General features: G+C 70.7%; 25 protein-coding genes. 8 read left to right on the plus strand and 17 right to left on the minus strand.

The annotated features are described in order from the left end of the window. Positions 1 to 744: 744 nt before the first annotated feature. Entirely contained in the window at positions 745 to 1575 is an 831-nt protein-coding gene (locus tag D457_RS0128985; protein ID WP_026117140.1) for a hypothetical protein, read from the minus strand. A gap of 279 nt (positions 1576 to 1854) precedes the next feature. Here D457_RS0128985 and D457_RS0128990 point away from each other — a divergent pair, with 279 nt between their 5' ends. After that, complete coding sequence (locus D457_RS0128990) at positions 1855 to 2955, plus strand: hypothetical protein (RefSeq protein ID WP_017584168.1); 1101 nt, start codon at positions 1855 to 1857, stop codon at positions 2953 to 2955. A gap of 325 nt (positions 2956 to 3280) precedes the next feature. Beyond that, positions 3281 to 3967, plus strand: coding sequence for an HNH endonuclease family protein (locus D457_RS0128995; RefSeq protein ID WP_017584169.1), 687 nt, complete (start codon positions 3281 to 3283; stop codon positions 3965 to 3967). 67 nt (positions 3968 to 4034) lie between these two features. On the opposite strand, the gene D457_RS0129000 is transcribed toward D457_RS0128995, so the two are convergent. The 6 genes from D457_RS0129000 to D457_RS0129025 form a co-directional block, all read right to left on the minus strand. After that, the gene (locus D457_RS0129000) at positions 4035 to 5081 is read right to left on the minus strand and encodes a PDDEXK family nuclease (RefSeq protein ID WP_017584170.1); all 1047 of its coding nucleotides are present in this window, start codon (positions 5079 to 5081) and stop codon (positions 4035 to 4037) included. 153 nt (positions 5082 to 5234) lie between these two features. After that, positions 5235 to 5837, minus strand: coding sequence for an isopentenyl-diphosphate Delta-isomerase (gene idi, locus D457_RS0129005; RefSeq protein WP_017584171.1), 603 nt, complete (start codon positions 5835 to 5837; stop codon positions 5235 to 5237). Between the two features lie 124 nt (positions 5838 to 5961). Then, on the minus strand, positions 5962 to 6834 hold the full coding sequence (locus tag D457_RS0129010) for a geranyl diphosphate 2-C-methyltransferase (protein ID WP_026117143.1): 873 nt from the start codon (positions 6832 to 6834) through the stop codon (positions 5962 to 5964). Positions 6835 to 6948: 114 nt separating this feature from the next. Then, positions 6949 to 8283, minus strand: coding sequence for a family 2 encapsulin nanocompartment cargo protein terpene cyclase (locus D457_RS0129015; protein WP_017584173.1), 1335 nt, complete (start codon positions 8281 to 8283; stop codon positions 6949 to 6951). Positions 8284 to 8318: 35 nt separating this feature from the next. Then, positions 8319 to 9722, minus strand: coding sequence for a family 2B encapsulin nanocompartment shell protein (locus D457_RS0129020; protein WP_017584174.1), 1404 nt, complete (start codon positions 9720 to 9722; stop codon positions 8319 to 8321). A 671-nt stretch (positions 9723 to 10393) separates the two neighbouring features. Next, positions 10394 to 11602: a PLP-dependent cysteine synthase family protein gene (locus D457_RS0129025; protein ID WP_017584175.1), complete on the minus strand. Its 1209-nt coding sequence runs from the start codon at positions 11600 to 11602 to the stop codon at positions 10394 to 10396. 201 nt (positions 11603 to 11803) lie between these two features. On the opposite strand from D457_RS0129025, the gene D457_RS0129030 reads away from it, so the two are divergent. Continuing rightward, complete coding sequence (locus tag D457_RS0129030) at positions 11804 to 12622, plus strand: metallophosphoesterase family protein (protein ID WP_026117144.1); 819 nt, start codon at positions 11804 to 11806, stop codon at positions 12620 to 12622. Positions 12623 to 12999: 377 nt separating this feature from the next. On the opposite strand, the gene D457_RS0129040 is transcribed toward D457_RS0129030, so the two are convergent. Both D457_RS0129040 and D457_RS0129045 read right to left on the minus strand, forming a co-directional pair. Continuing rightward, positions 13000 to 13389: a cryptochrome/photolyase family protein gene (locus D457_RS0129040; protein WP_017584178.1), complete on the minus strand. Its 390-nt coding sequence runs from the start codon at positions 13387 to 13389 to the stop codon at positions 13000 to 13002. Positions 13390 to 13436: 47 nt separating this feature from the next. Next, a complete protein-coding gene (locus D457_RS0129045) occupies positions 13437 to 14318 on the minus strand; it encodes an oxygenase MpaB family protein (protein ID WP_039832018.1) in 882 nt (293 codons plus the stop codon). 195 nt (positions 14319 to 14513) lie between these two features. On the opposite strand from D457_RS0129045, the gene D457_RS0129050 reads away from it, so the two are divergent. From D457_RS0129050 to D457_RS0129060, 3 genes are all read left to right on the plus strand, one after another. After that, positions 14514 to 15215, plus strand: a complete 702-nt coding sequence (locus D457_RS0129050; RefSeq protein WP_017584180.1) for an SDR family NAD(P)-dependent oxidoreductase — start codon at positions 14514 to 14516, stop codon at positions 15213 to 15215. A gap of 248 nt (positions 15216 to 15463) precedes the next feature. Further along, positions 15464 to 15973: a TspO/MBR family protein gene (locus D457_RS0129055; RefSeq protein ID WP_017584181.1), complete on the plus strand. Its 510-nt coding sequence runs from the start codon at positions 15464 to 15466 to the stop codon at positions 15971 to 15973. A 167-nt stretch (positions 15974 to 16140) separates the two neighbouring features. Then, positions 16141 to 16602 (plus strand): hypothetical protein, encoded by a 462-nt coding sequence (locus D457_RS0129060; protein ID WP_017584182.1) that lies wholly within the window; start codon positions 16141 to 16143, stop codon positions 16600 to 16602. A gap of 56 nt (positions 16603 to 16658) precedes the next feature. On the opposite strand, the gene D457_RS34310 is transcribed toward D457_RS0129060, so the two are convergent. From D457_RS34310 to D457_RS36010, 5 genes are all read right to left on the minus strand, one after another. Continuing rightward, positions 16659 to 17546, minus strand: a complete 888-nt coding sequence (locus tag D457_RS34310) for a class I SAM-dependent methyltransferase (protein ID WP_017584183.1) — start codon at positions 17544 to 17546, stop codon at positions 16659 to 16661. Then, positions 17543 to 18373 carry an alpha/beta fold hydrolase gene (locus tag D457_RS0129075; RefSeq protein ID WP_017584184.1) on the minus strand — a complete coding sequence of 277 codons (831 nt, stop codon included), beginning with the start codon at positions 18371 to 18373 and terminating at the stop codon, positions 17543 to 17545. The genes D457_RS34310 and D457_RS0129075 overlap by 4 nt, the downstream gene beginning before the upstream one ends. A 171-nt stretch (positions 18374 to 18544) precedes the next feature. Continuing rightward, positions 18545 to 20134: an HD domain-containing phosphohydrolase gene (locus D457_RS0129080; protein ID WP_017584185.1), complete on the minus strand. Its 1590-nt coding sequence runs from the start codon at positions 20132 to 20134 to the stop codon at positions 18545 to 18547. Between the two features lie 200 nt (positions 20135 to 20334). Continuing rightward, complete coding sequence (locus D457_RS36290; RefSeq protein WP_017584186.1) at positions 20335 to 20508, minus strand: hypothetical protein; 174 nt, start codon at positions 20506 to 20508, stop codon at positions 20335 to 20337. After that, positions 20478 to 20858 carry a hypothetical protein gene (locus tag D457_RS36010; protein ID WP_152514407.1) on the minus strand — a complete coding sequence of 127 codons (381 nt, stop codon included), beginning with the start codon at positions 20856 to 20858 and terminating at the stop codon, positions 20478 to 20480. Before D457_RS36010 ends, D457_RS36290 begins: the two co-directional genes overlap by 31 nt. A 324-nt stretch (positions 20859 to 21182) precedes the next feature. On the opposite strand from D457_RS36010, the gene D457_RS0129090 reads away from it, so the two are divergent. Then, entirely contained in the window at positions 21183 to 21560 is a 378-nt protein-coding gene (locus D457_RS0129090; RefSeq protein WP_017584187.1) for a DUF1330 domain-containing protein, read from the plus strand. Between the two features lie 81 nt (positions 21561 to 21641). Here the strand turns inward: D457_RS0129090 and D457_RS0129095 are convergent, their stop codons facing one another. Together D457_RS0129095 and D457_RS0129100 are read right to left on the minus strand one after the other, a co-directional pair. Then, the gene (locus D457_RS0129095) at positions 21642 to 22700 is read right to left on the minus strand and encodes an SEC-C metal-binding domain-containing protein (RefSeq protein ID WP_026117146.1); all 1059 of its coding nucleotides are present in this window, start codon (positions 22698 to 22700) and stop codon (positions 21642 to 21644) included. A gap of 88 nt (positions 22701 to 22788) precedes the next feature. Continuing rightward, positions 22789 to 24132: a DUF2786 domain-containing protein gene (locus D457_RS0129100; RefSeq protein WP_017584189.1), complete on the minus strand. Its 1344-nt coding sequence runs from the start codon at positions 24130 to 24132 to the stop codon at positions 22789 to 22791. Positions 24133 to 24404: 272 nt separating this feature from the next. Here D457_RS0129100 and D457_RS33700 point away from each other — a divergent pair, with 272 nt between their 5' ends. Beyond that, positions 24405 to 25055 carry a hypothetical protein gene (locus D457_RS33700; RefSeq protein ID WP_152514408.1) on the plus strand — a complete coding sequence of 217 codons (651 nt, stop codon included), beginning with the start codon at positions 24405 to 24407 and terminating at the stop codon, positions 25053 to 25055. 431 nt (positions 25056 to 25486) lie between these two features. Here D457_RS33700 and D457_RS37615 read toward each other — a convergent pair whose 3' ends face one another. Continuing rightward, on the minus strand, positions 25487 to 25621 hold the full coding sequence (locus tag D457_RS37615; RefSeq protein WP_017584191.1) for a hypothetical protein: 135 nt from the start codon (positions 25619 to 25621) through the stop codon (positions 25487 to 25489). Positions 25622 to 26155: the final 534 nt, after the last annotated feature.

Raw genomic sequence — 26155 nt, forward strand, 5'->3', positions numbered from 1 at the left:
AACCACGAAACCCGAGGGCGCCGATTTCGCTTCTGGTAGCAAGATCATCTTTGAAACTGGGGCCGAAACTGTGCTCAGGGGTCTCGCGGGCCGCTGTTGCTGTTCACCGGCACGCTTGACCGGCCGCGACACGTCCAGGCGGTGGGCACCGGGCTGGGGAAGGCACCGGCCGAAGGCCGAGGTAGTTGCCGTTGGGCCCCTTTGGGGCCCGTCTGCCACCCCGACCACACCTCCCCCGTTTCCCGATAGCCGCCAACCGCCGTCGCAGCGAAGCGGGTCAAGGTGGAGCGCCCCGATCCGGCGAAGCCGCGATGGCGACGACCTTGACGCGCGCAGCGGAGACGGCAACCATCAAGCGGCGGGAAACGGGGGAACCGCAACCCGAACCGCAGGCCCCAGGCCCCACACAGACCCCACCCCGAATGCCCTGCCCGAGCCTGACACAGAGAAGCCTCCCCATGTCAGCCTCTCCGCTTCTAGGGGCCCAACGCTGCTGATTCGCCGACAGCAGCTCCCCCTGCCGGAACCCGCAAGGTCCCCCGACCCGCTCCCCGCTCACGCAGTCCACGCCCGAGGCAGGTACCTCGACCTCGCGCGCGTTGTGGTCGACCACCGTCAGGAAGCTTGCCACCGCGGCCTCCACACAGCGTGTTCCCGCCGCACCCCCGTGCGCACCACTGCTGTCCGCAACCATCAGCCCGCCTCTGGCGGACCGTTCCGACCAGCCGAACGGGACCGAGTCTGTCAGGTGTCCTTGACCGCGCCGCAGCCCTCCAGATCCTCGAGGCTCTCCCTGTCGTAGGGGTCCTCGCGCAGGCCTCTGGCCCGCTCCCCCCTGGGCTGCTCGTCATCGTAGAGGGGGGTGAAGGTGTACTCATCCAGGCAGTGCACGGGGGCCACGGAGCGCGCCCACATGGGCGCCGCCTCCAGTTCCTCCCCGCCCGCCTCGTAGAAGCCGACCTCGCCGAAGTGCGAGGTGACCAGCCGGGTCGAGACCGGGTGACCGGGCCGGGCGACGGGGTGGACGATGGTGTACTCGGTGACCACCGAGAGGTAGTCCCAGCCCTGGTCGTCCCGGGCCGCCTCCGCGCGCATCCAGCCGTCCACCCTGACCTCGTCACCGACGGGTTCGGCGGTGCCGGGGGTGAGGTTGAAGGGCAGGTGGCGGCTGTTCAGCTCGAAGTCCTCGTTGCTGAGATTGTCCAGGTACCACTCCAGGGTCTGGCCGGTGAGCAGTCCGGTGAGCTCGCTGTTGTCCTCGCCGAAGACCGCGTCCTGGTTCAGGTAGACGGCCTCCAGCAACTCCTGGGTGTGCGCGTAGGACCACTCGACCTGTTCCCGGGTGAAGGATCCGACGGCCTCGGCCTCCGGGACGGGGAACCCTTCGCCGTAGTCCTCGGCGGGGCTGCCCGCGAACGGGTCGTCCCGGTCCACCCGGTCCGCGGGGTTCAGCTGGCTGACGGACTCCAGGTCCGGCACAGACCGGTCCAGGAAGTCCTGGACGGGGGCGCATCCGACGAGGATCGGGCAGAGAAGAGCCGCCATCCAGGGGGCGGCGGTGAAGCGTGAGGGCATGACGTTAACTTTCGTTCTCTTCGTGACGAATGAGAACTTAATCCGCTTTACCGCATTTCCGGTGCTCAGGAACGCCACACTTACGTCACGATCCACCGAGCCGCTCCGCTGCCGGGGTGACGGTGCGCGGTACACCCGCGGCGGCGGGCGCCGTGCCACCCGCCACAGGCCCGCGACTCTCCTCCTGTGTCACGGCACAGAACCGGAACGCCCGAAAACCTCGCCTTCACCCCGCTGCTAATCTCACCTCAACGTCAAAACGGGATAAAGGTTGGTGCGGTGCCGGAGAACCCAGAGAACTCTGCCGAGAACGGGGCTGAGGGGTCTGAGAAGACCGTCCTGGCCGACCCCGTGTTCGATCCCGACCTCCCCGAAGAGGTCGTCGAGAAACTGGCCGCCTCCCCCGAGAAGCTGCTGGCGCCGGACAAAAAACCCAAGCGCACCGAGCACGCAGAGAGCAGTGACCGCGGCGCACTGTTCCTCGGCCTGACGATCGTGTCGGTGGTGATCGCCGGTATCGCGCTGCTTCTGGCCATGTTTGCGCTGCCCCTGGTCATCGGCCTCTTGGCGCTCGCCGCCCTACTGGTCGTCCTTTCGGCCTTCGCCGTCAGCGGATGCCTGCTCGGAATCTTCTCTCTCGTGGCGGTCGGCGGTCTGGCCGTGTTCGCCCAGTGGTTGGGACCAGACAGGGCATCCATCGCGATCATCGTCACGGTCGCCGCCCTCGGGCTCCTCGTCGGTATCGTGGCGGTCGCCGGTGAAGGCGAGTCAGCCCGACCCAACGACACCAGGCCGACCCACCTGGCCGCCAAGTACCACGGGCACTACGTCCGGGCAGAGGACCTGGACAAGGACAGCCAGCGACTGCTGCTGCGGGTCCAGCGGGCCCGCACCTACGTCGCCGAGGCCTCCGGGGAACTCGGTGACGCCTTCGACTCGATCCAGCCCGGTCTCGTGCTGCGCGACCAGGAATGGCAGCTGGCCCGGATCCTGCGCGAGCAGTCGCGGTTGGAGAAGGACCTGAGGAAACGCGCCAGGAAGGCGATGTCCCAGACCGTCCTGGACTCGATGCGGCCCCAGTTCGACGCCATCAACGCCACCCGATCGACCGTTCAGCGACGGGTGAGCATCATCGAGGAGTACCGGGACAAGCTCAGCAGGGCGATCAGGGCGCAACGCGAGTGGGAGCAGGTGGAGGCCAACGTCGCCCGACACGCGGAGTACGGCGACCTGGTCGCCCGGGCGAGCGCCGGGCTGGGCGACGAGACCCACCTGACCGCAGCCGTGGACCTGGAGGCGATCAAACACGTCCGGGACGCGAGCATGCGTGAGGCCCTCGACGCCGGGCAGTGGCTCTCCGAGGCTTCGTCCCTGGACTGAGCCGCTCCGCGCCGGGCGCGGTCCCTGAACCGGGCGGCCCGGTTCAGGGACCGTCGGTGTCGAGCAACCGTTCGAAGGATCCCCGGAGGCCGCGCGGGCGGGCGGTGCCGCCGCGAACGGTGACAGCTCCCGCCGCGCGACCCGTGCACCCGGCGGAGCGCGGCCCCCGCGTACCCCTCGCCCAGCAGGTGACCGCTCCGCGGGCGGGTCCGTCACCGGGGCGCCACCCGAAGACAGCGGGAAATTAACGCAAGGGGACTGGTCGGGCGCCCCGGGAACGATCATGGTGTGGGTGTCCGACCTGTCACTTCCTCCCCCAGGAGACATGTTGCCCGCCTCCCCCGCTCCCTCCCCCGTCACCGGCGTGCGCCGGACGGTGCTCGGCTCCCTGGCCGCGTTCGCCGCCGCCGTCCTCATCGCCGTCCTCGGGTGGGCCGCACCGGCCCTGGCCCACCACGTCCTTCCCCCCGGCATCCCCTCCGCCTCCGCCGCACAGACCCAGCTGAACGGTCTGACGGTCCGCGCCAAGAACGACGGTTCGGGCTACGACCGCAGCCTCTTCCCGCACTGGGTGGCCGTCGACAGCCCCTGTAACGCCCGACAGTTCGTCCTGCGCCGCGACGGCCACACCGTCCAGGTCGACGGGAACTGCCAGCCGACGTCGGGTCGCTGGTCCAGCGAGTACGACGGCGTCTGGACCGGAAACCCCTCCGAGTTCGACATCGACCACATGGTGCCGCTGTACGACGCCTGGCGGTCGGGCGCCAACACCTGGTCCACCGACCAGCGCCGTGCCTTCGCCAACGACGTCTCCTCGCCCCAGCTGTGGGCGGTGACGGCCTCGAGTAACCGCTCCAAGGGCGACCGCGACCCCTCCGCGTGGATGCCCCCGCGCACCGCCATCCACTGCGACTACGTCAAGGCCTGGGTCAACGTGAAGCACCGCTACAACCTGTCGGTGACCAGCACCGAGAAGTCCTCCATCCAGAGCACCATCAACACCCGCTGCTGACACCGCCGGTGACTCCCCCGGGCCGTGCGGACACCCGCCCGCGCGGCCCGGCGGGCACTGTGAGCGCTCACACCGCCCGGAAAGTCGGTCCGCCGCTCTCGGGGGCCAGCGCGGCCAGCGCGCGCAGGACCTCCTCGGTGTCGGTCCCCCACTGGTTGCTGAGCACCCACACCCGGTCACCGTCGGCCAGCGGGTCCTCGTGGAACCACCTGCTGCGCTGCTCCTGGCTGAGCCCGTGCCGCTCGGCGAAGGCCTCCCAGAGCTCCTGACCGGGTTCAGGCACCGCTACGGACCTGAACTTGCCCTCTCCCACTGCGCCGCGGACACGCTCCGGGTCCGCCCCCGCGGCGTGCACGGCCCCGACCATGGCCAGCACCGCTCTGCGTTTGTTCAGCGGGCCTTCGCTCCGCCCCTCGAACTCGATGAGGTAGCGGGTCCGGTCGCGGCCCGAGGCGGTACGCACCGCGTCGTTGTGCTGACGGGCCTGGATCAGGAAGTCCTCGGCCTCGGGCAGCGGGATGATGTGCTGTACGTCCAGGAGCACGCTGTCCCCGTGCCGGTAGGGCGACAGGCGCACGCAGCGGATGTCGGTGCCGTACACCTCGTTGAGCCAGAGCACGGCGGTGGTGACCTCCTGACCGAAGTCGGCGGAGACGAGGATGACCCGCACGTCGCGTCCGATGACCGGTTCCTCGTCACCCTCGTCCTCCCACCACTCCAGGAGTTCGGTGCGGGCCTGCCCAACCGTGAACTCGCCCCCGTCGACGGCGCGGCGGTGCCGGGCCAGGGCAGTACACAGGTCATCGAAGGGCATTCCGGCGACCATCGCCGCGTACCGCAGCGCCTGAAGTTCCATGTGGCCGCCGTCGACGGTGCGTTTGAGCTCGACGACCACCAGGCACAGTTGACGGTCGACGCACAGCAGGTCGATCCGGCGTCGGGAGCCCTCGAAGCGGTCGAACTCCTCGGCGACGACCTTAAGGTCATCACCCAGCACCCCGATGTGGTCGCGGACCGCGGCCTGCAGGTCCCGGCGCTCCCAGACCCCGGCCTCGGCGAACGTCGTCTCCGGCACCGGAGCCAGGCCGCCGGACGCACCAAGTTCGTACAACATCGTCGCCCCTCACCCCGAAGGTCACCAGAATCCTGGTATCGGCAAGGATGCCACGGCTGGGCCCGAGGGGATCGGAGAAGGGCAGGTCAGGGCCGAACAGGGCCGGGGCGTGGCCAGGGCGGGGTCAGGGCCGGGGCCGTGGTTTCGGAGCCACTACCAGTCAGCTGAATCGGCCAGTTCGCGCAGGGCGGGGCGGACGGCGTCCAGGACCGTGGGGAACCACACGGAGAACTGGGCCTCTGCCCGCAACCGCTCCAGCTCGGCGGAGTCGACGAAGGCCGTTTGCGCCACCTCCTCGGGATCGGGTCGGGGTTCGGCTCGGACCACCCCGACAAACAGGTGGTTGTACTCGCTCTCCACGAGCCCGGACACCGGGTCCGTGTGGTGGTAGCGCACCGTTCCGGCGGCGCGCATCAGTTCAGGGGCCAGCCCCAGTTCCTCACCCGTGCGCCGGGCCGCCGCCGCGAACGGCGGTTCGCCCGGGAGGGGGTGACCGCAGCAGGTGTTCGACCACAGGCCGGGCGAGTGGTATTTGCTCAGGGCACGGCGCTGGAGCAGGAGTCGGCCCCGGTCGTCGAGCAGGAAGACCGAGAAGGCCCGGTGCAGCTGGCCCGGTGCCTGGTGCGCGGACAGCTTCTCGGTGGTTCCGGTCGTCGTTCCGGCCTCGTCGACCAGTTCCAGCAGGATCGGTCCGCGCTCACCCGGCCCGGTCTCGGTCGCGGGGCCGGGGGCCCCGGCAGCGGTGTCGGTGGTCATGGGCGCCCTTCGTGTTCTACGGCTTGACGACGGTACGGCCCGGGGCCGGGGTGCCCGCCCCGTGAGGAGGCGGGCACCCGCATGCCTTGCTCGGGAAGCTGCGCCCCGGGCCGAGGGGGTCGGATCAGACCCGGTCGGCGGCGATGAGCAGGTAGTGGAAGCTGCCCTCCTTGTAGGCGGTCAGGAACGGGTCCTCAACCCCGGTCGCCACCTGCGACTGCGCCCGCAGCTCCCAGTACGGGATGGTCGCGGCGGTGAGGTCGACGACGTTGATCGGGACGAGGCTGTTGGCCGCCATCGCCCGGAAGTACTCGCTCCGGGAGTGGATGTTGCACGTGTAGTGCTCGTCGATCCGGCTGACCGCCTTGGACCGGCCGCCGGTGACGTCGTTGTAGCAACCGGTGATGGTGACGTAGCGGCCACCGTACTCCAGGAGGCGGGCGTGCTCGCGGAAGAGCTCGAACAGGTCCACGTACATCGTGGACTCGTTGTTCCAGATGGCCCGCATCGAACCCGTCTCGAAGCCGGTGTCCAGCATGTTGCGGAAGTGGAACCGCACCTTGTCGTCCACGCCGCGTTCGCGAGCCTGGTCGTTGGCGAAGTCGACCTGCTTCTGGGAGATGCTCACCCCGTCGACGTGGCAGCCGAACCGGGCGTTGGCCATGAAGCTGGTGCCGCCGCGACCGGAACCGGTGTCCTGGATCCGGTCGTTCGGCGTGATGTTCCCGAGGTGGTCCAGCAGCACGTCCGCCTGCGCGGTCTCCAGGCGGTGCATCTCCTCGATGATGCGCTGTTCGCGGGTCTCCTCGGGCCCTTCGAGGACGGACGGGTCGTAGTCGCCGATCCCGTAGTGGTGGTGGAAGAGGCCGTCGACCTCACCGAGGCGGATGTTGACGGGGTCCTGCTCCTCGTTCCAGTAGTCCGCCACGGACCGCTGGTAGTCGGTGCGCAGGACCCGGGTCGGCGCCTGGTTCTGAGAGGGCATGGTCGCGGTCATCGCGTGTGGCTCCTTGTCGTGGTGGTGTGTTCGGTCGGTTCGGGGCACGCCGAACCGGGGCGGGGCCACGTGGGCCCGCGCCAGGGGATTTCGGGTGTGCGGATCGGCCTCCGGTCAGCTCGCGCTGGTTCCGGTGCCGTGGTAGCGGCCGCTGCTGGCATGCCACTCGCGGCTGCCTCCGGTCCACGCCCACACTCCGGCGAGGAAGCGGCGCAGTTCCGGTGAGCCGGTGAGCGCGAGCGCGGCCGCCTCCGCCTCGTAGGTGCGCATCAGTTCGTCGTGCAGGAGCACAGTGCGCTCGATCGCCTCCCGCTCGGAGCAGCCCTCCTCCGTGGCGATCAGCCTGGGCACGCTGAAGTCGGAGGGGTCCTCCTTGGCCATGGAGTAGAGATCGTTGACGATCACGGTCGCCGACCCCGCCATCGTGAACACCCGGCGGACCCGGGGGTCGGCGAACTCCTCCTGGGGGAGCTCGTATCCGGCGAGCGTGTCGATCAGCGCCATGCACGGGACGAAACTGTTCTCGTGCCGGTGCATGAGGAACTCCCACATGGGCGGCCGTTGCCCCGTGGTGGCCCAGACCGCCTCCTGGTTGTAGGCCACGAACATGATGCCCAGTTCATGCCGAAGGCGTCGCACCTGGGCGTGGGACCCGATTTTGGCCAGGTTGTCCAGGCTGGAGCGCAGGGCGACCATCACCGGGTCCGCACGCACCACCTCTTCCAACTGGGGTGCGTACTTCAGCGGCAGGTGCGCCTGGTCGATCACCGAGTGCGCGATCGCCAACCGCTGGCCGAGCAGCTCCGGCCGGGCTTCCTCCACCTCACCGTCCACGTAGTGGTCGTCCACGGACCATTCAGCGAGGGCGCACTTGGCCGCCGCCAACAACCTGTCGGGGTCGCTGGTCTCGGGGTGGGCGAGCATGATGAGGCGGCCGAAGCCAGCCGACCGGACCCTGTCGAGCTGGCCGGGGTAGACGCCGACCTCGGCGGCCCACTCGACCAAGCGGTCGTCGACCTCCTCCCCCAGGGCCGGGTCGTCCCGGACCGCGGGAGGACAGTACAGGACGGGCACCGGTGAGCCCCCGTCCACCGGTGCCGCGCCGGAGCCGGTGTACCCGGGACCGGGCGGTGCGGTCGGGATTCTCGGCATGGCCCGGGCGCTACTGGAGACTCGGGCGGCCGGGGCCGTCCCGGCAAGGGTCCCGGTGCGCCGGGGCGCCTCGGGCAGCAGGATCCTCGCCGCTGAGGTGCCGATCCCGATGGGGCCGGGAGGAAGCAGGGGCACGGTCTGCGGTCCGGTCGGGGACGGGCCGGTCGGGGACGGGCCGTCCGGCACCGCGAGCAGGTCGGGTCTGCCCGGGCGGTGCGGGTCGCGGAGCAGGAGGTCCACCAGTTCAGCCGTCTCGTGCACGGCCGTGGCGGCGGACATCCGGGAGATCAGTGACACCGTCTCAGACCTCCTTCCCTGACGGTGTCGGTCGCTCAGGCACGGGGACGGACCTCGACGTTCTCCAGGACGCCGAGCGCGTCCGGGACCAGGACCGCGGCGGAGAAGTAGGTGCTCACGAGGTAGGAGATGAGCGCTTGGCCGTCGATCCCCATGAAGCGGGCGTTGAGTCCGGGCTCGACCTCGTCGGGCAGCCCCGTCTGGTGCAGGCCGATGACGCCCTCGTTGTCCTCGCCGGTACGCACGGCGATGATGGACGAGGTGTGGTGCTCCGAGACCGGGATCTTGCCGCAGGGCAGGATCGGGATCCCGCGCCAGGCGGGCAGGTGGTGGCCGTTGACGTCCACGGTGCCGAGGTTCAGCCCGAGCTTGTTGCACTCCTTGCCGAAGGCCGCGATGGCGCGGGGGTGGGCGAACATGAACTGGGTGCCGCGCCGCATGCTGATCAGGTCGTCGAGGTCGTCCGGGGTAGGCGGGCCGGAGTGAGTCTGGATGCGCTGCTTGAAGTCGGCGTTGTGCAGCAGGCCGAACTCGCGGTTGTTGACCAGTTCGTGCTCCTGCCGCTCGCGCAGGGCCTCGATGGTCAGCCGCAGCTGCTGCTCGGTCTGGTTCATCGGCTTGTTGTAGAGGTCGGCCACCCGGGTGTGCACACGCAGCACGGTCTGGGCCACGCTCAGCTCGTACTCGCGGGGCTTGAGCTCGTAGTCGACGAAGGTGCCGGGCAGCTCGATCTCGCCGGAGTGGCCGGAGGACAGGGCGATCTCGGCCTCGCCGTGCTTGTTCTGGCGCTGGCCGGGAACGGAAAGGTACCGCTGGACGTGCGCCTGCAGGCTCGGCGAGTCGTCCAGGATCGCGATGAACTCCTGACGCGGCAGCTCCAGCAGGGTGCCCGCGGTAGCCGCCTTGACGGTGAACTCCCAGTCGGGTTCGGTGTCGAGGAGGTAGCGCTCACCGAACTGGTCGCCGTCCGCCAGCGTGCCGAGCCTGTTGGTCTCGCCGTAGGCCCCGTTGCTCGTCTTGTGCACCCGGCCGTGCGCGATCAGGTAGAGGTGGTCGGCGGAGCTCCCCTCCTGCGCCAGGACCTCTCCGGGCTCAAACTCCCGCTGGACGAAGCGTCCGGCCAGGGCCTCCAGGACCTCGATGTCGTCGTAGTCGCGCAGCACGGCCAGCTCACCCAGCTCGCGCGGGATGACACGCACCTGGGAGCCGGTCTGCACGAAGTCGATCCGGCCGTCACCGATGGTGTAGGACAGGCGGCGGTTAACCCGGTAGGCGCCGCCGTCGGTCTGAACCCACGGCAGCGTCTTCAGCAGCCAGCGGGAGCTCTTGCCCTGCATCTGCGGAGCGGACTTGGTGGTGGTGGCCAGGTTCCGAGCGGCCGCGGTCGCCAGGCTCTTCTGCTGACTGGTGCGTACTTCGGGCGCTGAATCGATCGACATCGGCGGTGTCTCTCCTCATGCTGTTCGTGCCCGTGCTCCGCGGAGACCGCGGTGAACGGATCGAGAGGGTCAAGGGGATGGAATACGGGGGAACCCGACCCGCTCCGACACCTTCCGGACCGAGCCCCACAAACCGCGGATCACTCTACGAGAAACAGCACAACAAAAGAACAGGAACAACCTTTTCAGACAACAGAAGGACCACTCGCGCAAATCCGATACCCAAAGCAGACCATTGACACAAATGACCAGATCAATCCAGATCTGATCGACAAAACAACCCCACGAACAGCACGGATGTCGAATATATCCCTCGACAAGCTCCCAATAAATCAGCAATGGGACAAATCATCCGACTCATCCCATAGCTCACCAGAAAGCCGACCGGAGACCCGATGATTCGAGGTTCAGAGCCAACCGAACACACCATGTTTCGGTCACTCCAGTGAATCACCCAACATGCACATACCAACCATTCCACTCCTCGTTTCGCCGCGAGGAACCTGCTGTCAGAGCCTGAGACCCAGTCCCGGATCAACAGGACAGGATGTCCGCGCCGGCGACCGCGGGACCTGGAACCAGGCGCACCCGGAGGAGGACCCCGTCGACGGCGGGGTCCTCCCGGCCCGGCGAGCCTCAGGCCCCTCGCGTCGGGCGCAGCCGGATCACTCTCAGGGCCGCCTCGCCGCCGGGACCGCGTCGGCCACGGGCTCGTTCCACTCCCCGGTGGAGAGGAAGCCCTCCAACGCCTCGGTGTACGGAACCAGGTTCAGTCCGAGCCTGTGCTCGACCCAGCTGTCGTCGTAGTAGCTGTGCATGTACCGCTCACCCTGGTCGCACATGAGCATGACGACGCTGCCCTTCTCCCCGTCGGCCAGCATCTGCGCGACGATCCGCAGCGCTCCCCACAGGTTGGTTCCGGTGGAGGGGCCCGCACGGTGGCGCAGACGCGACAGAAGCAGGCGCATGGCCGCGATCGAGGCGGCGTCGGGCACCGAGATCATCCGGTCGATGACGGCGGGCATGAACGAGGGTTCGACCACGGGGCGCCCGATGCCCTCGATGCGGGACGGGCTTCCCTTAATCCAGGTCGAGGGGTCCTGCGGCCACTGACTCCTGGGGTGCCCCCGGTGGGCCGTCCAGTTGGGGAAGAACGCCGAGTTCTGCGGGTCGACGACGCACACACGGGTGTCGCGGCGGCTGAAGCGGATGTGCCGGCCGATGGTCGCGCTGGTGCCGCCGGTACCCGATCCCACCACGATCCACTTCGGATCGGGGTGGCGCTCCTCGGCGATCTGCCGGAAGACGGTCGCCGCCACGTTGTGGTCGTCCCGGTAGTCGTAGGCGCGCTCGGCGTAGGTGAACTGGTCCATGAAGTGGCCCTTGGGGTCCTTCTGCGCCAGCTGGGCCGCCGCCTTCTCAATATCCGTGCCGTCTTCGGGGTTCTTGACCTCTCCCCCGTAGGCCTTGATGAGCTCCACCTTCTCCACACTGGTGCTCTTGGGCACCACGGCCGTGAACTTCAGGCCCAGGAGCTGCGCGAAGTAGGCCTCCGAGACCGCCGTGGAACCGCTGGAGGCCTCGAACACGTGCGTGTCGGGTTCGATCCACCCGCTGCAGAGGGCGTGGAGGTAGAGCGCCCGCGCCATACGGTGCTTCAGGCTGCCGGAGGGGTGGACGGACTCGTCCTTGACGTAGAGGTCGATGCCCCACTCCGCGGGGAGCGGGAACCGGAAGACGTGCGTGTCCGCCGAACGCGTGGCGTCGGCGTGCAGCAGTCGGATCGCCTCCTTCACCCATGCCCGCTTGCGGCCGTCGTAGTTGTCGGTGATGCGTGTGGTGACGGTTGCCGTGCCCTGTGGGCTCTGTGTCGTGGTCATGGGGCGGGGCTACCCGGATCCTGTTCCAGGGGACCCGTCAGGGGGAGCAAACCGCTCACCGGTGCCGGGGTTGCGCCTTCTTTCTGTGGAAAGATCCCTGTCGGCGCGGGCGGTTTCGGCTTCACCCCTTCACACGATCAGGCGGGACCGCGACCGGATAGTGTGGCCGCGATCCGGCGTCGACACGGAAGGGCGGTGGCCGTGGGCCTGTTCGCCATCAGCGACCTGCACGTCAGGTACGAGGCCAACCGCGCCTTCACCGAGGCGTTGGTACCGTCCTCGGACGAGGACTGGCTGCTCGTGGCCGGGGACGTGGCCGACACCGCCAGCGAAGTGCTCGAAACCATGGGGGCGCTGGCCTCCCGCTTCGCCACCGTGGTGTGGGTTCCGGGCAACCACGACCTGTGGACGCTACCCGCGGATCCCGTCCAGCTGCGTGGCGAGGAACGGTACCTGTACCTGGTCGAGGGCCTGCGCGCGCTGGGCGTGCACACCCCCGAGGACCCCTACCCCGTGTGGGAGGGCACCGACGGTCCGGTGACGGTGGTCCCCCTGTTCATCGGCTACGACCACACCTTCCGCCCGGAGGGCGCCCAGACCAAGGCCCAGGCCCTGGCCGTGGCGCACGCCAGCGGCGTGGTGTGCACCGACGAGTACCTGCTGCACCCCGACCCGCACCCGGGGCGGGATGCCTGGTGTCGTGCGCGGCTGGCGTACACACGCTCCCGGCTGGAGTCGCTGTCCCCGGATCTGCCCACGGTGCTCGTCAACCACTACCCGCTGGTGCGCGAACCCACCCGGGTGCTGCGCCACCCCGAGTTCGCCCAGTGGTGCGGCACCGAGGAGACCGCCGACTGGCACCTGCGCTACCGGGCCCGCGCGGTCGTCTACGGCCATCTGCACATCCCCCGCACCATCAGTGTCGACGGGGTCCCGCACACCGAGGTCTCCCTGGGTTATCCGCGCGAGTGGGAGCCCCGCCCCGAGCCGCCGCGGGGTCCGCGGCTGGTGTTGTCGTAGGAGCGGGGGGGCGGCCCCGGGAGGCCGCGGCCGCTGCCGTGGGCGGGCCGGATCGCGGCCGGGGCCAGCCGTTCGGAGTCGGCAGACCACCGGCCCCGCTGCTTCCCGGTCACTCACAGGACCTGCCTCCGAGTCGGCGCGCTACCCCTCCCTGTGCCGCTCCTGCTCGAGGACGGCCTCCAGGTCGGGCAACCGGCGCATCCCGGCCAGAGGCTGCCTCATCCGGTGGTTCTCGGCGAGTTCGGCCTCGTTGCGTTTCATCCACGCCCATTACGGCGCAGCGCCCGTTGGGCCTCGGCTTGGCCGACCGCGAACAGGCGCGGGCCGTCGCGTCCCACCACCCTGCTTCCGCTCTCCTGGCAGAGCAGGTCGAAGTCCTACCTGACCTGGTCATCGATGTCGTTCTCGCGGGGGTGCCAGGGAGGGGGAACGTCGAGTGTCACGGCACCCCTGGGCGGGCCCTCCCGGTTGTCCTTGTCGAAGTTCCACCGGCCGCCGGTCAGCTCACCGTCCGGTTCCATCAGGATCTGGAACCGGCGGCGCTGGTCCCGGTAGAAGTCCTCCATCCGAAAGCCCGACCGCTCGCCCGCCCACCGGGCGAAGTCGGAGCGCCCGAGCGCGAACCCGGGTGAGGGAAGGACGAGGAGGGCGTAGCCGACGGTGACCGCCCCCATCACGCGGGGGAAGGCGCGTAGGAGCGTCTGGCCGGTTCGGGCCGGGGAGACCGCGGAGCCGCCCGATCGGAAGCGACCGTGTTCGCAGGCCACAGGGGTGTCGTCCGTTCTTCTGGTCGGCGGCGCGTGCCGAAGCGGTCTCAGTGGTCCGGGGTGTCCGGTGCCATGGCCCACCGGATGCCGCTCACCGCGGCGCCCGCGGCCAGCGGACCGATGAGGGCGCCGAAGCCGGAGGGTTCGGGCAGGCCGAGCTCGCGGCGCGCCCAGGGCGGAAGCCCTCTCACCGCACCGGCGGCGAGCGCGGCGTAGGCCGGGCGGGCGACCGGCGGCAGGGGCGGTTGGCGCAGCAGGAACCGGGCGGTCTCACGAGCCTGCGGGGTCGCCCTCAGCTCGCGCCGGTAGGCGGCCAGGCGTTGGCGGAGTTCAGCCGTGTTCCTCGGCGGTCCGGCGACGCCCAGGGCCTCGGCGATCCGGGCGGTGTCGGCGACGTAGGCGTCGCACCCGGACCGGTCCAGGGGCCGCGCACCGTAGCGCTGGTGGCACGACAGGAAACTCTCGACCTCGGCGACGTGCACCCAGCCCAGGAGGTGGGGGTCGTCGGCGCGGTACTCACGCCCGTCGGGGGCGGTACCGCGCACGGTGGCGTGAACGTGGCGAACCCGCTCCACCGCACTGGAGGCGTCGGCGTCGGTGCCGTAGGTGGTCACGGCCAGGAAGGTGCTGGTGCGCTGCAGCCGGCCCCACGGGTCGCCCCGGTACCCCGAGTGCGCGGCGACCGCCGCCATGGCCAGCGGGTGCAGGGATTGCAGGAGCAGTGCGCGCACACCGCCGACGAACATCGCCGCGTCGCCGTGCACGCGCCGGATCGGGCGTTCGGGTCCGAACCAGCGCGGTCCCTGAGCCCCGTGGATACGGGCGCGGTTGGCGGGCCCCTGGGAGCCGGCCACCCGGGCGAACAACCACGCACCCGCGCGCGCCCGCGGCGACCGCGGGACGGTTCGGGTGGCGACGGGATCACTCATAACACCAGTATGCGGCAGGCCCCGCCGCCGCGTCAGGCTGATCGGGCAACGACGGGCCGGTTCGGCCGTCAGGGGCGACCGGCAGGGGCAACCGGCTCCGTGCCGGTGCCCGAGCCCCCTGGGGGGAGGAGCGGTCGGTGCCGCCGGGGCGTGTCGGAGGGTGGCCCGGGCACGTGATGCGGAAATACTGGCCGCATGGAGATCGAGGGCTCGCGTGTACTCGTGGCCGGAGCCACGGGTGTACTCGGAGGACACATCAGCCGGGCGCTGAGCGCCGACGGCGCCCGGCTCGTACTCGCCGGGCGCGACGAGGACTCCCTGGAGGCCTTGGCGTCCGAGACCGGCGCCGCCACCCTGGTCTTCGACGCCCTGGACAACGAGAGCTGCGCGGCGGTCGTCGCCCGCGCGGCCGGGGAACTCGGTGGACTCGACGCGCTGATCATCGCCTTCGGCGTCGTGACCTTCGGTCCCGAGGCCGACACCGAGGACTGGGTGACGGAGCACGTGTTCCAGGTCAACGCGCTGGCGCCGATGACTATGCTGCGCGCGGCACTGAGGGAACTGGAGACGGGCGGATCGGTGGCGGTGATCACGGCCGTGACCGCGGAGTACCCGACCGCGGGCATGGCCACCTATTCGGCCAGCAAGTCTGCCCTGTCCGCGTGGTTGCAGGCCTCCCGCGCGGAGTACCGCCGCAAGAAGGTGTCCGTCCTGGACATCCGGGCCCCGCACATGGACACCGGCCTCGCGCACCGGGCAGTGGCCGGTGCGCCACCGGCGAGGCTGCCGGAGCCGTTCTCCGTGGACGCGTTGGTCGACGCGCTGATGAGCGCACTGCGGTCCGGTGCAAGGCAGCTGGCATTCGATCCGCAGGAGCGCGAGCTCCGGGTCAGGTAGTCGGCCGTCCGGCCCGGGGCCCGCTCCCCGCAGGCTCAGCAGGGCGCTGGGCGTGTCGGCCGCGGCCCCGAACGGGTTCCGCAGAGGTGCTCCAAACACGCACAGCGATGGTTCGTACCGACTTGACAGAAATAGCATGTTTTTCAAGAAGCTCGGTTATAGAGTAAAGTTGCCGGATAGCTGGCGCGTCCTCCCACGGGCCCCGGCCTCACCTGAGAAGTGCCCGCACACCGTCGACAGGGGATGCCATGACCACAAGGACCGCACCCGGCCGCTCCTCGCTCGGAGCCTCACTGATCGCCGCCGCGGTGTTCGCGGCCGCCGTCACCGCGGCCGCGCTCATCGGTGTGCTCTCCAGCCCCGGAACCGCCGGAGACTACGCTGCTCTGCAACAGCCCCCGTGGGCGCCGCCCTCCTGGCTCTTCGGACCCGTGTGGACCGTTCTCTACGCGATGATCGCGCTCTCCGGCTGGCTGGTCTGGCGCGAACGCCGCTGGCGGGGAGCCCGGACCGAGCTGTCCCTGTTCGCCGTCCAACTGGTGTTGAACGCGGCGTGGACGCCGCTGTTCTTCGCCGCCGGGCTCCGCGGCACCGCGCTGGTCGACATCGTGCTGCTGGTGGTGACGCTGTCGGTGACCATCGTCCTGTTCTCCCGCGTCTCCCGCTGGGCCGCGGCCCTGCTGGTGCCCTACTGGGCCTGGACGGTGTTCGCGACCGCTCTCAACTTCTCCATCTGGCAGCTCAACACCGGCGGCTGAACCGCACAGGCGCCCGCGCCGTGGAAACCACGGGAAAAGAGCGAAACCCCGCCGTCGAGCACCACGCAACCGCACCGGCGTGGGAACCTGGTCACGAGTAGTGTGCGGCCCGGCCGCGCGCACCGGCAATCCAGGAAAACGGGGGCACCGGGCAACCGGAAGCGACGATGGCTTCGGAGACACAGGACACGCGATCCACGGCACTGGCGGCGATCGAGGACTTCCTCACCGGCAGGTTGGAGAACACCCAGAACCTCTCACGCGCGGCGCGGGCCGACGGCCGAGCGGCCGACGTTCCAGGCCAGGAACTGGAAGCGCTGCGCGCACGCGAACTGGCGGCCTGGCAGGAAGAGGGTTTCCTCAGCCACCTCAACGCGGCCGCGATCGTCGAGGAGTACTACGGGCGCCGTGTCGCACAGGCCCGGCGCGACCTGCGGCGCGAACGCCCCGCCCGCAAGGAGCGCTACGCCAGGGCCCGCGACGCCTACCGCCGGATCACGGCCGAACGCCAGGCCGTCCACCTCTGGCTGCTGGACCAGGGCTGGGACACCAACCTGAACAACGCGGTCACCGAAGAGGCGGACGGTGTCGCGGGCCACTACCTGAACGGGGAGTACCGCCGCCCCTGACAGGCCGGAGCTCGCCGCCTCCCCGTTCCGAAGCCGCCCGCACCGGCTCCTCCAAGTCAGCGGCGCGCGCTGCCCACCAGGACCGAGACGGGCAGGTCCAGCGCACCACTGGCGTCGGTGAACGGCTCCAGGAGCCTGTCGAGTTCGACGCGGACCCGTTCGCGCGTGGCCCGGTCCTGGCCCCGCACCAGGGCCGAGATCCGCACCGTGCCCGACATGACGCCCTCCCAGAGGGCGTCCTTGCCCGTCAGTCGCTGGGTGAACTCCACCGCGGTGACCTCGGCGTCCCGCAGGCCCGCCGAACCGAGCAGGGCTGCCAGGCGGTCCGGGTCGCTGTAGTGGAAGAAGTCCGGTCCCGGAGGCACGTCCGGGTCGGGGCGTGCCCCCGCGGCCCCGACCGCGGCCCGCACCAGCCCGAACACGGGGACGCGCGCGGGCGCGTCCCAGGTGGAGAGCGCCACGCGACCGCCCGGGGCCGTCACCCGGGCCAGCTCCCCGACCGCTCTGGCGTGGTCGGCCATGTGGGGTACCAGGAACCCCGCCACCGTCGCGTCGAAGGCACCGTTCCCGAAGGGCAGCGCGTGCACGTCGGCCACCCGCAGCCGCACCCCCGGCCACAGGCGGCGGGCCAGGGCGAGGATCTCCACCGACAGGTCGATCGCGGTGACGGAGGCCCCGCGGCTCAGCGCCAGACCGGCGGCGTAGCCGGGCCCGGTGGCCGCGTCGAGGACCCGGCAGCCGGGCTCCACCCGGGCCGCGTCCAGCACCGCCGGTGCGGCCAGGGCCGTGAGCGGCCCGAGGAAGCGGTGGTAGGCGTGCGCGATACCGTCCCAGCCCTCCTTCTCGAAGCGAACGAAGTCGCGGCCGCCGGGGCCGGGGTTGGGCCCTGGGTCGGCCGGGGCTGCCCCAACGCGGCGGGCCCGGGACGGGCCGTTGACGGTCATGATTGCTGCACCCCCTGCCGCTGGTCGAGGAACGCGGTGACCGCACGGGCGAACAGCTCCGGAGCGGTGTCTATGGCCACGTGCTGCTGGCCGGGCAGGACATGCACACGGGAGCCGCGCAGCGCGCGGGCCAGCACCCGGGCATCCTCCTGCACGGGCGCGGGGCTGTCCCCGCCCAGCAGGAGGAGGACGGGGCAGGTCACCGCGCGCAGGCGTTCGGGGTCGAAGCGGTAGGCGTCGGCCGCCCGCAGCTCCCGTGCGATGGTGGGCGCCGCCGCCACCCGGTCCCGCCAGGCGGGCAGTGCGCGGAGCAGGTCCAGTTCACGTTCCGGCATGCCCACGACCGTGCGGAAGAAGTAGGCCACCGCCTCGGCGTTGTGTCCCCGGGCGAGCAGGGAGTCGAGTTCGGAGACGACCTCGGCGGGGATCCGCCCAGCGGCGTTGAGCGGCGGCTCATAGAGCACGACGCGGCGCAGGTGCGGGGTCAGCCCCAGGGCGCCCAGGACGCACAGGGCCCCGTAGGAGTGACCCAGCACGTCGACCCCGCCACCGCTCTCCCGGGCGAGGGCGCCGACGAGGGCGGCCACGTCCTCGTACTCGCGCTCGATCGTGTAGTGGGCACCGTCCGTGCTGAGGCCGCGACCGCGCCGGTCGACGGCGTGGACCCGGTGGCCGCGCTCCAGGAGCGGCAGGACCGGAGCCCAGCGGTGGCGGTCGGCGGTGCCGCCGTGTACGAGGACCAGGGGCCGCCCGGAGCCGGTGGACGTGAAGCCGATGACGGTGCCGTCGGGTGAGACGGCGCTGTGGAGTGTGGTCGGGATCGTCATGGTGATCGCCTCGCCGGTGGTCCGGGGCGGAGGGTGTCCGCCGCTGTGGCTCCAGCGTGCGCCTCGGTGGGGCGATCACACATCGGTAGTTCTACCCAGTGGTCCCGCCGGTGGACGACCACCGTGGGCGCGATTCTGCGGACCACACGCGGGTACGGGCGTTCGTTCACCTCAGGGGGCGGGGGCCAGCACCGGGTGGCGCATGGCGAACATGGCAGCCGAGGCGCGGGTGGAGACGCCGATCTTGGTGTAGACGTCCTGCACGTGGTGTTCGGCGGTGCGCGGTGAGACGTCCAGGCGCCGGGCGATCTGCCGGTTGGTGAGCCCTTCGCACAGCAGGCGCAGGACCTGGACCTGGCGGTCGGTGAGCCCGGCGGGCCAGGCCGGGGCGGGGCCGGGGCCGCCGCCCCTGCCGGAGCAGGCGAGGACGGCCCGGACGGCCTCGGGGTCCAGGGCGCCGGCGCGGGCGTGCTCGGACAGCAGTGCGGCGGCCTGCTCCGGGCCCAGTGCGGGGCGGTGCGGCCGGGCCGACCGCAGCGCCGCGAACTCGTCGGCGGCGGCAAGCACACGCGCCGCCATGGGAAGCCGCTCCGCGCTCAGGCCCCGGTGGTAGCCGCTCGCGTCGCAGCGCTCGTGGTGGGCACCGGCCAGCGCGGCGATCCCGCTCAACGGCGGGCAGCGGCGCAGGACGCGCTCGCTGTAGTAGGCGTGCAGTCGTACCTGTTCGAGCTCGGTCTCCCGCAGCGGCCCGGGCCGGTCCCAGACCCCGGAGGCGATGCCCGCCCGGCCGAGGTCGTGGGTGTGCCCGGCGACGCGCAGACGCCCGTCTCCGGCCTCGGGCAGGCCCAGACGGGTACCGGCGCTGTGGGCCAGCTCCGCGACCGCCGCCGAGTGCCCGTGCAGGTAGGGGGTCTTCAGGTCCACCATGTCACCGAAGGCGGCGACCGCCTCCGCCAGCCCCGCCGTGGTCAGCCGACGCACCGGGCGGGGTTCGGCCTCCAGCAGGGCGGGCCCGGGGTCGGCCGCGGCGGCCTCCTCCAACAGGTGGGGACCGTAGCTGTGGAAGTCCGCGACCAGGTCGGGGTCCAGGAGGCTGCCCGCTCGGCGGTCGAGGGCCTCCAAAGCTGCCTCACTGCCGCCTAGGCCGTGGAAGAGCACGGCCGTGGTGGCCACGTGCGTCACCCGGGTGACGATCGAGACGTCCTCCCCGGCGAGCCCGACGGGGCCTCCCCTGCCGTTCCACCACTCGAAGGTCTGGCTGAGGGCGTCGGCGACCCCCGGCCCCAGGCCGAGCCGGTCGGCCATCTGCGCGGCGACCTCGCAGTTGGCGCGGCGGCCCGGACCGTCCATCACGGGCCCGGCGCGAACGGTGGCGGCGGTCAGGCGCACACGTCGCGCGAGTCCCTCCCCCTCCCACAGGCCCGGCAGGAACGTGGCGAGGATGTCGCGCACGTCGGAGAAGTCGGTCCTGGCCCCGGCCGCGTTGACCCGCCGGTCGTCACCGCCCAGCAGCAGCGCGGCCTCGTGGGCGAAGGCCGTGCAGCCCACATGGCGCAACAGGGCGGTGTGGTGGATGTCGGCGACGGTAGCGGAACCGAGGTCCAGGTCCCGGGCGAAGGCCGCGGCCACCAGCCCTGAGCGCAACGACTCCCCGGGGCGGTGGGCCATGCCCAAGTCGATGACCAGGGTGAGCCCGCACAGCAGGTCCGTCAGGCGCACGCCCGAGCCGGGTTCACCCTGCCACTGCCCGTCGGCCCCCATCGGATCCCCTCGCTCCCCCTCGCACCGTTGTCCCTACCCGCGGGGCACAGGGTAGACCCGCAGTCACGGCGGTGGAGCCGCTCGAAGGCCCGCACGGCCCGTACCAGCGGGTGCGGAGGAGAGCCGTTCGCCGCCCCGGCGGCCGATGCGCGCCCCGGTCGGGACGACCGCGCCCACGTGCAGCCTCCCTCAGCGCTGGCTCACGCGTTCCGGCCGTGCTCGGTGACGCGCCACAGTTCGGCTACGGCATCGCGCTCCACCAGTCGTGCACGGGTCAGGTCGGCCAGTACGGGGATCAGCCGCTCGGCGGGCAGGCCGGTCAGTTCCGTCGCGGCGGAGGTGGTCAGGGCCTGTTCCGGTGCCGCGGCCAGCAACCGCAGGGCACGGCCGTGCTCGGGTGTGGCGGGAGCACGGGCGGGCCTGTCCTGCTCGGCGGGCCCGGAGTAGAAGGGGCCTGGGTACCTTCCGGATCAGCCTCGTTGTAGAGCACATAGGGGACTCGCGGGTCCGTCGGCGGCGGAACCCTCGTGAGGGGGTTCCTGGCTACCCGGCGCCACCTGAGCACGGCGAGCGCTCCGATGAGCGTGGTCAGCACGAAGAGGAAGGCGAGCCAGCCCAGGGTGGGGGTCGTGGAACCGGTGCCCATGATGTCGAGGCCGGGGAAGAGGACAGCGAGGGAGGTGACCCCGGCGGCGAAGGCGGGGACGGCGTATCGGGCTTTCATCCGCACCATGGTCCGGGAGGGGGCGCTGTCCGGCAGGGGTCCGCGCAGACCGGTCCCTTCGGCGACGGAGGCCGCGGCGGCATCGGCAGCAGCAGTGGTGGTGGCAGTGGTGGTGACGGCGGTGGCAGTGGTGGTGGCTGAAGTAGGGCGGGCAGCCCGGGCTGCGGGGGTAGCCCGGGGACGCGGGAGGTCCGGGCGGCGCGAACGAGACCCCCGAGAGATACCGACCAGACGGTTTGCCATACTGGATGCCCACCGGGCCTCCCGGCGCCCCTGAGGCGGCCGCAGCCCGGCCGTGCCCGCCCCCACGGCAAGGAGCCACCCATGGCTGTCGACCCCACCGGACCCGACCTCGCGAGAATGCTGAACGAGGGCCCCGACGGACCCTTCGTCATGCTCAACCTACTGCGCTTCGCCCCCAACGGCCGCGCCTCGTACCAGGAGTACTCCCGGCGGGCGGGGCGCTTGCTGGGCAAGTACGGCGCCGAACTGCTCTACGCGGGCGACGGGGCCACACCCCTGGTCGCCGAGGAGGGTCAGGACTGGGACGCGGTACTACTCGTGCGCTACCCCGGCCGGGAGGCCTTCAGCCGCATGGTCGCCGACCCCGAGTACCAGGAGATCACCCACCTGCGCTCCCAGGCCCTGAGCGAGGCCGTGCTCCAGCCCACCGACCCCTGGGGCCCGAGCCGCAAGTCCTGAGCAGGCCGGAAGAGGGCGCCGCGGACACGGTGCATGGCGCCGGGGAGCGCCGCCGGGAAGGGCTTTGCACCCGTGCCCGCCTCAGGTGCGGGCCGGGGAACCACAGCACTTCTTGTACTTGCGGCCCGAACCGCACCAGCACGCCTCGTTACGCCCCGGCGGCCAGGCCAGCAGACGCGGGGAGCCGTCGGGGGTCTCGGAGTGCGCCCAGGCCCGGTGGGTGTCCGCGTCAGCGGGGTCCAGGTCCCGGGCCGCCGCGAAGTCCGCCATCTCGTCGGCACCGAACAGGACCGTGTGGAAGGACGCCCCGAAGCTCGCCTCGGATGAGTCCCGCAGGACCTGTTCGGCCGCCCTGAAGTAGCGGTCCGGCCCCTGCCCGGCGGTGTCATCGGTGACCAGGCCCTGCGAGCGCGCCCTGTCGAAGTCGCCGCGCCGGACGAGAACCTGAATCCCCCTGAGGCGTCCGGTCGGTGGGAAGACTCCTCCGCGCCGGCCCGGCAGGTCCTCGTCCGGTTCCTCGAAGTCTTCGTCCCAGTCCAGGTCCGTGTTCTCCCGAAGCAGACGCTCGGCCACCGCCAGGCCCACTTCGTCGTGCTCGTCCATGGGCAGCCCCAGTTCGCCGCGAAGCCGGGCACGGATGACCAGGGGGCGCATTATGCCCGTGTCGGCGTCGACGAGCGCGTCGGCGGGTTCGACCAGCAGCTCACGGGAGGCGATATTGGCACAGCGCAGCGCCCGCTCCAGGTCTCCCGCCTCCATCAGGTCCTCGGCGAGAAGGTCGGCTGTCCCCGGTTCCAGGCCGCCGGGCCGCAGGAGTTCTTCGAGCATCCGCTCCGCCTCCCGCACCGCGTCGGCTCCACCGTTTTCGCGCAGCCGCCACAGGATCTCGATCGAGGCGAACTGCCCGTCCTCGGGTACGGGAGGGTGCTCCCGGAGTGCTTGCAGGAGTTCCCTTGCCTGGTCCGGCCGCCCAGAACGGTCGAGTTGGTAAGCGGTCTCCAGAAGGATCGTCCCGGCCTCGTCCGGGTCCTCCTCCAGCTCGCGCACGACCCCGCGGGGAAGGTCGAATCCCTCAAGGGCCTTCGACAACCCGGGCGGGATCGGCTCGGGTAGCGCTGGTCGCGCAGAGATCTCGTCCATGGTGCGAAACTATCCCCTCACTCCGGGCCACACCCGGTGTTCACCCGAACTGCCACACCGGATCAGCGCCGAACTGCGCACCACCGGCTCAGGACTCGATGCGCTGACCGGTGTGCAGGGCGGCGCTGTCCGCCGCGGCCCGCCCGGCCCGCCAGCCCTGGACGTTGTTCGAGTGGTTCAGCTGCACCGACCCCAGTTCAGGGAAGGCCTCGGCGACCGCCTCCTCCACCTGGCGCTCCTTCGAGGCCAGCACCGGCAGCAGGTCGGTTCCGGCCCGGGCGTACTCGTGTACGGCCCGGTCCTGCTCGGTGTGCACCGACTCGTTGAGGCGTTCACTGATCCGGGCGGCGAAGGCGGACAGGAAGGAACTCCGGAACGATCGGGTCCTGGACCGGCCCCGCACGTCCCGAGTGGAACCGGCGCGCTGCATCGCCCGCGTTGCCTGGACCAGCAACGAGGTGAAGAGCATCTCCACGGCGTTGACGTCCTCGGCCTGGCCCATCACCGTGCACAACCCCAGGTGGTTGTGCCACACCGACCGGCACCCGTTGGCGTCGGCGACCACGTTCAACAGGACGGCCTTGTGCTGCTCGTAGGGGGCGTCCAGCGGCAGACGGCGCCCGCCGACCTCGGACTCGGTACCCGTCTCAGCAGCCAGGGCAGCGTGGTCGATGCGGTGACGGGCCATCATCTGCTGCGCCCGCGCCGTCAGCGCCTCGGCCTCCTCGGGGAACTCGGTGGCCTCCGCCTTGGCCAGCAGCGCCCGCACCTTGGCGAGCTTGGCCGGGTCCGCCTGCTCCCCCTGCCGTACTGGCCTCGCCCATGCCTTCCCTGGCAGCGGAAGGAGTACCTGAAGCGGGGGCAGAGCGGCCAGCAGGGCGAGGACGCACAGGGCCATGCCGACGTAGGCCTGCCGGGAGGGACCGTGCCGTTCGGCGAACTCACCCGGCTGCACGGCACCCTCGCCCCACCAGGGCTCACCCAGATCACGGACCTGCGCGGCCCAGACGTCGGCCACCCGTGCCGCGGCGTAGCGCCGGTTCTCGACGACCACCGCGTCAGCGACCAGTGCGCCCGCCTCGCGCCCGAGCTCCCGCTTGACCGCCCGGACCAGCTCCGCTGGCTGCCAGCCGCTCTCCCAGACATGGCCGACGCTCTCTTCGAGCGCGGTGAACAGGATCCGGTCCACGGCGTGTGCCCACCCCGGGGAGGGGTTCTCCACCAGGGCGGCCACCAGCTCGGGCTCCGGTTCGTCCGCGCCCTGGTGCAGGCCGTGTACGGCCTGGCCGACCAGGGAGAGGACGAGTTCGTCCCGGCCGGGTTCACGGCCCCCGGCGAAGGCTCCGCTCGCGGTGTTCGAGGCCCGGTGACGCCGCTGCTCACGCGTCTTCTTCTGCTTGGCCCGGCGACGCTCCCGGTTGGCCTTACCCAAGGGGGAACTCCTTCGTGTTCGCGGGTTCGGGGGGATGCTCGACCTCCATGCTCACAGAATCGCCGCGCTCCCGCAGAGGCCTGTGGAAAACCGGCACTCCTGGCTGGTCCGCGGGTCAGGGCCCTCCGGCACCACGGATGCACCAGCGCGCAAAACTTCCCTCTGAAAACCGTCACGGACGATCACGAAACCGCAGTTCAGGCTCATCCTGGTGGGGAGGCCCCAGCACCCCGGCCAGCCGGAAGGACCGGGTGGGAGACGGATGTGACACCATGCGCGGCACGACCGAAGGCACCCGCCGCAACCGCAGGGCCACCCTGTGCCTGCCCGCCCTGGCAGCCCTGGTCCTCCCCCTACTCGGAGCGGCGCCACCCGCCGCACTCGGCTCCGACGAGACCCTGTCCTACGACGGGGTCGGCGACACCGTCCTCCGAGTGGACGTGCACGAGGAACCACGGGTGGCCACCTTCAGCCACAACGGCTCCTCCAACTTCGCCGTGTGGGCCGTGGGCTCCCAGGGGGAGAACCAGGACCTGCTCGTCAACACCATCGGCCCCTACGAGGGAACGGTTCTGTACAACGACCTGGTCGGCGAGGAACTGGCCGCCCTGGACATCAGCGCGGACGGCGCGTGGGAGGTGAGCCTGGAGCCCCTCCACGAAGCCGACACCTGGCCCGAGGATGACGACGAGGCTTCAGGAAACGGCGACGACGTCCTCGTCCTGGAGTGGGAGCCCGACGGGCTCACCATCCTCGATCTCAGCCACAGCGGCGACAGCAACTTCGCCATCTGGGCGTACACGGACGGCGACCGGGACCTGATCGTCAACACCATCGGCCCCTACGAGGGCCAGGCGCGTCTCTCTGCGGGCTCGGTGCTGCTGTCCATCACCTCCGAAGGCGACTGGACGCTGTCCCGCTGAACCCCAGGCCCGATCACCCGAACGGGTTTCGCGGTTGAAGCCTTGGCCGGATCAGTCCGCGGGTCTGGAATTCCCTCATCACCTCGACGTGCCCGCTCAAGGTGACCGGACCAACCGTGAGCGCTGCCGCCGCAGATCGAACAGACACACGTCGGTTCGACGGTCTGTTCGCACCGCTTGCTGTGTTCGGCAGACGTGGGCACTGAACCCTCCGAGGGCGGGGAACCGGCACCGGGAAATCCGGACCGGCCACCACAGTGCCCCGGACCGATCGGTACCGGATATCCAGGAAACGGACACTTCCCTGTGTCCAGGGCGACAAGACCCCTTGCCCCAGGGGGCTTTTCCGGGCCCTCACCGAGTTCACGCGAGCAATGGAACCGACGCTGAACTCACGTACCGGCATTCACCACGGTGGCGACGCGTACTCCTTAATAGCCGACCGCGACGAGGGTGGAACCGTCCGGGGAGAAGGAAACCGATCGCGTCTCCTCGCCGAGCCTGACCCTGCTCAGGGGCCGGAGGGTTTCGAGGTCGTGCAGGGCGAGCGCCCATGTCTGCCGCACCAGGCCAGATGGATCCGGCTCACGGCGCACCCCACCGGGAACTCATCCAGACGCCCCTTCTCGGCGAGGTCTCCCCGGAGGTACTCGCGGACCAGTCTCTGACCGCTGGGCCCCACAGGGTCAGCATCACCTTCTCCACACGGTCGTCGCTTCCCCCACGAGCGGTACTTCCATGCTGTGAGCTGACCACGTGGTCCGCGTCAGGGCAGAACGCGAGCTCTCCCCGCCCGTGGCCAGTAGGTCCCCTCTGAGCGACCAGGCCAACGCCTCCGTCTCCTCCGGGGCGACGTCGATGCGGCCGACCTCCGTGGGTTCCTCCGTCCCGCGGGTGTCCCACAGGACGAAGTCCGGCCACCCCCGGTGGTGTGAGCGCGGCACAGCCCACCTGCTCCCGTCGGGTGACCAGCCCACGGCTTTGGTACGCGGCTCCTGGTACCCGTGCCCTGACTCGACGTCCTCACCCCGTGTCCGGTGATCGGGGGCGGAAAGCGGATCCGGCCAGGTCACGCCCACGTGTGCGAATACCGAAGGCCT

Source organism: Nocardiopsis valliformis DSM 45023 (assembly GCF_000340985.1).
Lineage (GTDB): Bacteria > Actinomycetota > Actinomycetes > Streptosporangiales > Streptosporangiaceae > Nocardiopsis > Nocardiopsis exhalans.